We start from the raw sequence: 5492 nt of genomic DNA, 5'->3' as shown, positions 1-5492 counted from the left end.
TTTTTAATGAAGTAATAAATTGTCGCTTGCTTTCTATTTACGCTGACAGAACAAAAAAAGCGATACAGCAACTTGCAGCGGCAGTCCAGGCCAGTGAGCGCAGCCAGTGCCAGTTGACCAGGTATAAAATGCCGAACAGAAGACGCAGACTGATAAAGGCCATAGCCAGGGTATCTATCAGGGTTTGATCCATAACTCCGATTTGGTGAGCAATAATGACCCCGGCTGCAAACAGCGGAAAAGCCTCAAAGCTGTTTAACTGTGCGGCATTGGCGCGTGCACCATAGCCTTCAAGCGATGCTAAAAACTCCCGTGGTCGTTTATTGTTATATCCGGGTTTGGAAGTCTTAGCAGCGCCGGTCCAGATCAAAGGCATCAGCGCTGCCGCCAGTACACACCAGTAGGCAATAGTCATTTTGGTTTCGCTTTGTTGTTTTTGTTAACCAAAGATTATTATGCCGCTTCCTTTTGCAGGACTAAACAGTTATCACTCAGATGCCAATGTTTTATGGTTCTATCTGCGAGTGATTTGCCATCTACGATCTCAGTTTCAATGCCCTTTTCTCTAGCCCATTCAACGTAGTGAGTTAGCCAGCCTTTACTGAATGGTGGGTTAGGGCAGAGGAAACAACATTGTCCCATACTTCCAGTAATGCTTTTGCTCCAGTTATCTTCAGTTCCCTGGTGCATCTCCTTGGGGGCGATATCAAGATCCTTCATAGCATCACCGAAGAACATTTTGATATTGGTTCTCTGGCCGCGATTAAATTCCCCATCCCGTATAGCCTGCATTCTGGACGCTTTATCTCTTGGAGCAGGTTGGTCTGCTTCAATCGAAGGGTTTCCGTCTTCACGCATAATGAGTTTGTCATGACCAGACATAAAACCTTTGCCCTGCAACTCCTGCTCGGTTGCCTTGCGTAAGGTTTCTTCCCTATCGCTTTCTCTAAGCTTGCTGGGGCGGTTGGTTACGAAATATATCTGGTAACCCTGGTGACGCAGTTCATTGACAAGCTCCCTCATACCAACGATTGCTTCTGCGTCCTGCTTTTGAGCCCAGTCGTTGAATGAATCCTGAGTTCCGCTTTTACCATCAAAGCAGAGCCTGGCCCGCCATGGTGAGTTGGAAAGAAGAGTACCGTCGATATCAAATACCACAGCAGAAGAGCGGGTAGTCATCTGTTTTTCTTTTGCCATGTCCTTAGCAATATTACTGAGTTGGAGCATATAGGCATCGTAAGCAGGACTCTGGACATAGTGCAGTCCCTGAAGTGTTTCTCGGGCTTTAACGGGGTCATCTTTTGCTGAAGAGGTAGTAAACGAGATGTCCTGGCGCAGGCTACTGTCACGTGTCGCTTTCTTTTCCTGATAATCTATTTTACCCATATCATGGGTCAGGTTCTCCCACATCCCATAAACAGGATTGGGCATCACAATATAATCACGTCCCCACTTTTCTTTGCGCTCGTGTACCCATTTTCTTCTGTTGTCATGATCTTTAGGGCATGGTTCACCAAAGTCAGATAACTTATCTCCCATCAAGAGACATTCTTGAATCCCATTCTTTTCCTTGATTGCCTTCACATGGTCCGGTTTCCTGCCCGTACTTGGGTTTGACACTCTGACATGCCCGGCATCGGCCAGAGGGAAGCCAAGCTCTTTCAACATATCAATAGTCCACTGCTCAATGCCTTCAGGATTTCCACGGGAGGTGAGATAGGTGATATGGACTCTGGGGTTATCCTTGAATTTATTAATAAACTTTAATGCCCCAGGTAACGGGGTAGACTGCTTCTTCTGAGCATTCTTCCACCATTCATTGTTGCGCTCAGGTGTCATTGTCTCATCTGAGTCCATCATCCCGGCAAAGAAACTGGAACACTCCACCAGGCAGTCATCGATATCTAGAACCAGGTTTACCTGAGCATGAGGATCTTTTGCCAGCTTGGCTTCCAGTGCACGTTCTGCAAAAGCAAAGGTTTGCAGGCAGATGGCCTTGAAGGCTGCCGAGCACTGTTTCCAGTGGATAGCCTGCTTGAGTTCAGAAAAAAGGTCTTGATGGGTAACGGTTTTGCGATGTGACAGATGTGGTTGCTCAACTTGTGCTGCTGTACTGGTTGGCGCACTTGAAGTTGGTGGTGATGTAACTGCGACAGGAGTGTCCAGGCCACTCTTGGTTTGGATATACATGGGATAACCCTCCTTGGAAATATTGATTACACGAAAGTGCATCAGGCAGGATGCATGGAAACGGGAGGGAGGGCACTGACCGGGCGGTTAGAACAGCTAACCAAGGGCTGATTAACTGTTAATTCTGCGGTACTCGCCTGGAGGATGACCTGTCCAGCGTTTAAAAGCGCGCTGGAAAGCTTCAGTGGATGAGAATCCCGTCAGGTAGGCGACCTCTGCAATGGGGACAGGCGAACTGCTGAGATATGAGCAGGCCATATCACGACGGGTATTTTCCAGAATCTCCTTAAAGGACACTCCTTCGTCATGAAGTTTTCTGCGCAGGGTCCAGTGTGTTGTCCGTAGCTCTTCGGCCACTTTTTCCAGAGTGCAGGGATGAGGGAGAATTTTTGCAATAGCCCGTGCACATTTATGAGTCAATGAAAGGGGATGATGCTGGTGGCCAACCTGTTGCTGGCAGAGTTGTAAGAAGCGCTGATGATCAGGTTGGGAGTGAAATAAAACGGGTGTGACTTGTGATCCCTGTTTTAACAAAACGCGATTATGCTGTTTTCCAAACAAAACCGGACATGGGAAGGCATTAATATAAGATTCAATAAAATGAGGCGCAGGAAATTCAAAGTGAATTTCAAGAAATATATCTTGTTTTCCTGAAAGCCATATGGCTAAGGAAACCCATTTCATTAAAACGAAGTCAACAATAAAACGATTGAATTCATTGTAAGGTGCAATGGAGTAGAAATTAATTGACCAAGAGTTATTGTTTGTTAATGAAGAATTTCCCCTTACATTATTACTGTAAAGTGTTTCAAATCGAATCAGTGTTGAAAAAGCAGTTAATAAATCTGGCGCTGTCATAGCGGCAAAACCAGCCAGGCCGGAGCCTTGCAAAGGGTTATGGCGCGCGGCATCAAGCCCTAAAGTCGGGTTGTCTGTCAGGTCAAGTAAAGCCTCGCCAACCCGCATAAACCTTGGGATGCTGATCCACTGGTCGGGCTCTGAGAGTTTTTGTCTATTAATGTTGAAGTGATTTAATACTCTTGATGGATCCCTGTCTGCATCACGAGTGGCTTTAATCAATGGATGAATAAATTCAATTGAAAGTTCACCAAGCTGCATTAGAATTCCCTTGGCATATTTCGATCAAGTTTTTGTGATTTCTTATCATTGTCGTTCACATCATAGATAGTTAAGGTGAAGACAGACCGCCATTCTAAGCAAAAAATAAATCGATGGCATTTGCAACATGCTGCATCTAATTCAATTAGATGTTGAGGAGTCGTTATGACAGATCGGTATCCGCACCTGATGGAACCTTTGGATCTTGGCTTTATTACCCTGCGTAATCGGTCCCTGATGGGATCTATGCACACAGGGTTGGAAGAGCAGCCCAATGGTTTTGAACGGATGGCCGCTTATTTTTCGGAACGGGCCAGGGGTGGAGCTGGTTTAATTGTAACCGGTGGCATCGGTCCCAATAAGGAAGGCTGCGTTATGCAGGGTGCAGCCAAACTGACCAATGAGGAAGAAGCTTTTCAGCACCGCAAGGTCACCACAGCCGTTCACCAGGCTAACGGTGTTATCTGCATGCAGATTCTTCATGCCGGACGTTATGCCTATAACCCGGAGTGCGTTGCTCCTTCTCCCATCAAAGCCCCCATCAATCCTTTTACTCCCAGGGAACTGACAGAAGAACAGATTGAGAAACAGATAGTTGATTTCGTTAACTGCGCCGCCCTCACCAAGCATGCCGGTTATGATGGGGTGGAGATTATGGGTTCTGAAGGTTATTTCATTAACCAGTTTATCTCCAAAAGGGTCAATAAACGTACTGATCGCTGGGGAGGCAGTTATGGCAACCGAATTCGATTGGCCCTGGAAATTGTGCGACGGGTAAGGGCATCGGTTGGGGCAAACTTTATTATTATCTTCCGGCTGTCAATGCTTGACTTGGTTGAAGAAGGCAGCAGCTGGGATGAAATCGTTGAACTTGCTCAGAAGCTGGAGTGGGCCGGTGTCAGCATGATCAATACCGGTATTGGCTGGCATGAGGCGCGTATCCCGACTATTGCCACAATGGTGCCTCGTGGGGCATTTGTGGGAGTGACAGCGCGAATCAAAGACAAGCTTAGAATTCCGGTTGTTACCACAAACCGCATTAATACTCCTGACCTTGCTGAAAGTATTCTTGCCAGCGGTCAGGCTGATATGGTGTCCATGGCCCGGCCTTTCCTGGCTGATCCTGAGTTTATTGAGAAAGCTGCAACCGGTCGTTCTGAGGAAATCAATACCTGTATAGGATGCAACCAGGCCTGCCTGGATCACACCTTTGGCGGGAAGCTGACAAGCTGTCTGGTTAACCCCAGGGCCTGTCATGAAACAGAGTTGAACCTGGTCCCTTTGCAGCCGGTTGATACCAGGAAAAAAATTGCAGTTGTCGGCGCGGGACCTGCAGGGCTTGCCTTTGCCACCTCTGCGGCCGAACGTGGACACTCAGTGACACTGTTTGAACAGGCAAAAGAGATTGGTGGTCAGTTCAATATCGCCAAACAGATTCCGGGAAAAGAAGAGTTTCATGAAACCCTGCGCTACTTTGGCCGGTGCCTGGAGAAAACCGGAGTGGATGTCCGACTGGGGCATAAGGTAGAAGCTGCTGAGTTATCCACTCTTGGATATGATCAGGTGGTTCTGGCCACAGGTATTCAGCCCAGAACGCCAGAGATACCTGGTATCGATCACCGTAAAGTGCTGGGTTATCTCGATGTTTTGAAGGATAAAAAGCCAGTTGGTAAATCCGTCGCAATTATCGGTGCTGGTGGTATTGGCTTTGATGTTGCTGAATACCTAACCCATGAGGGGGTATCTTCCAGCATGGATATCAAGGCGTTTTATAAAGAGTGGGGTATAGATCCCGAACTTCAGGCGCGAGGTGGGGTGGAAGGTATTACCAAACAGCCACCTGAATCGCCACGCAAGCTTTACCTGCTGCAACGTAAGAGAAGCAAGGTAGGTCAGAACCTTGGTAAAACCACTGGCTGGATTCATCGCACCACATTGAAAGATAAAGGTGTGGAAATGATGAATCTGGTTGAGTACAGGAAAATCGATGACCAGGGGCTTCATATTACCCGTGATGGCAAGGAGATTGTACTTGATGTTGATAATGTCATCATCTGTGCCGGGCAGGAGCCAATGCGGGATTTGAAAGCCAGTCTTGAAGTTGCCGGTGTCAGGGTTACCATGATTGGTGGAGCCGATGAGGCTCGGGAGCTGGATGCCAAACGGGCTATTGATCAGGCTGT

4 protein-coding genes are annotated in these 5492 nt (G+C 47.4%); 1 reads left to right on the top strand and 3 read right to left on the bottom strand.

What is annotated here, in order from left to right:
* Positions 1-37 precede the first annotated feature (37 nt).
* The 3 genes from M3P05_RS19980 to M3P05_RS19970 all read right to left on the bottom strand — a co-directional run bounded on the left by M3P05_RS19980 (position 38) and on the right by M3P05_RS19970 (position 3309).
* Complete coding sequence (locus tag M3P05_RS19980) at positions 38-415, bottom strand: MAPEG family protein (protein WP_249701892.1); 378 nt, start codon at positions 413-415, stop codon at positions 38-40.
* A gap of 38 nt (positions 416-453) precedes the next feature.
* Entirely contained in the window at positions 454-2190 is a 1737-nt protein-coding gene (locus M3P05_RS19975) for an HAD family acid phosphatase (RefSeq protein ID WP_249701891.1), read from the bottom strand.
* A 111-nt stretch (positions 2191-2301) separates the two neighbouring features.
* Entirely contained in the window at positions 2302-3309 is a 1008-nt protein-coding gene (locus tag M3P05_RS19970) for an AraC family transcriptional regulator (protein ID WP_249701890.1), read from the bottom strand.
* Positions 3310-3474: 165 nt separating this feature from the next.
* On the opposite strand from M3P05_RS19970, the gene M3P05_RS19965 reads away from it, so the two are divergent.
* On the top strand, positions 3475-5492 hold a 2018-nt coding region (locus M3P05_RS19965; RefSeq protein WP_249701889.1), incomplete at its 3' end, for an oxidoreductase.

This window comes from Parendozoicomonas callyspongiae, from assembly GCF_023502345.1.
Lineage (GTDB): Bacteria > Pseudomonadota > Gammaproteobacteria > Pseudomonadales > Endozoicomonadaceae > Sansalvadorimonas > Sansalvadorimonas callyspongiae.
The sequence above is the reverse complement of the archived record's forward strand: the minus strand, read 5'-3'. Positions and strand labels throughout refer to the sequence as shown.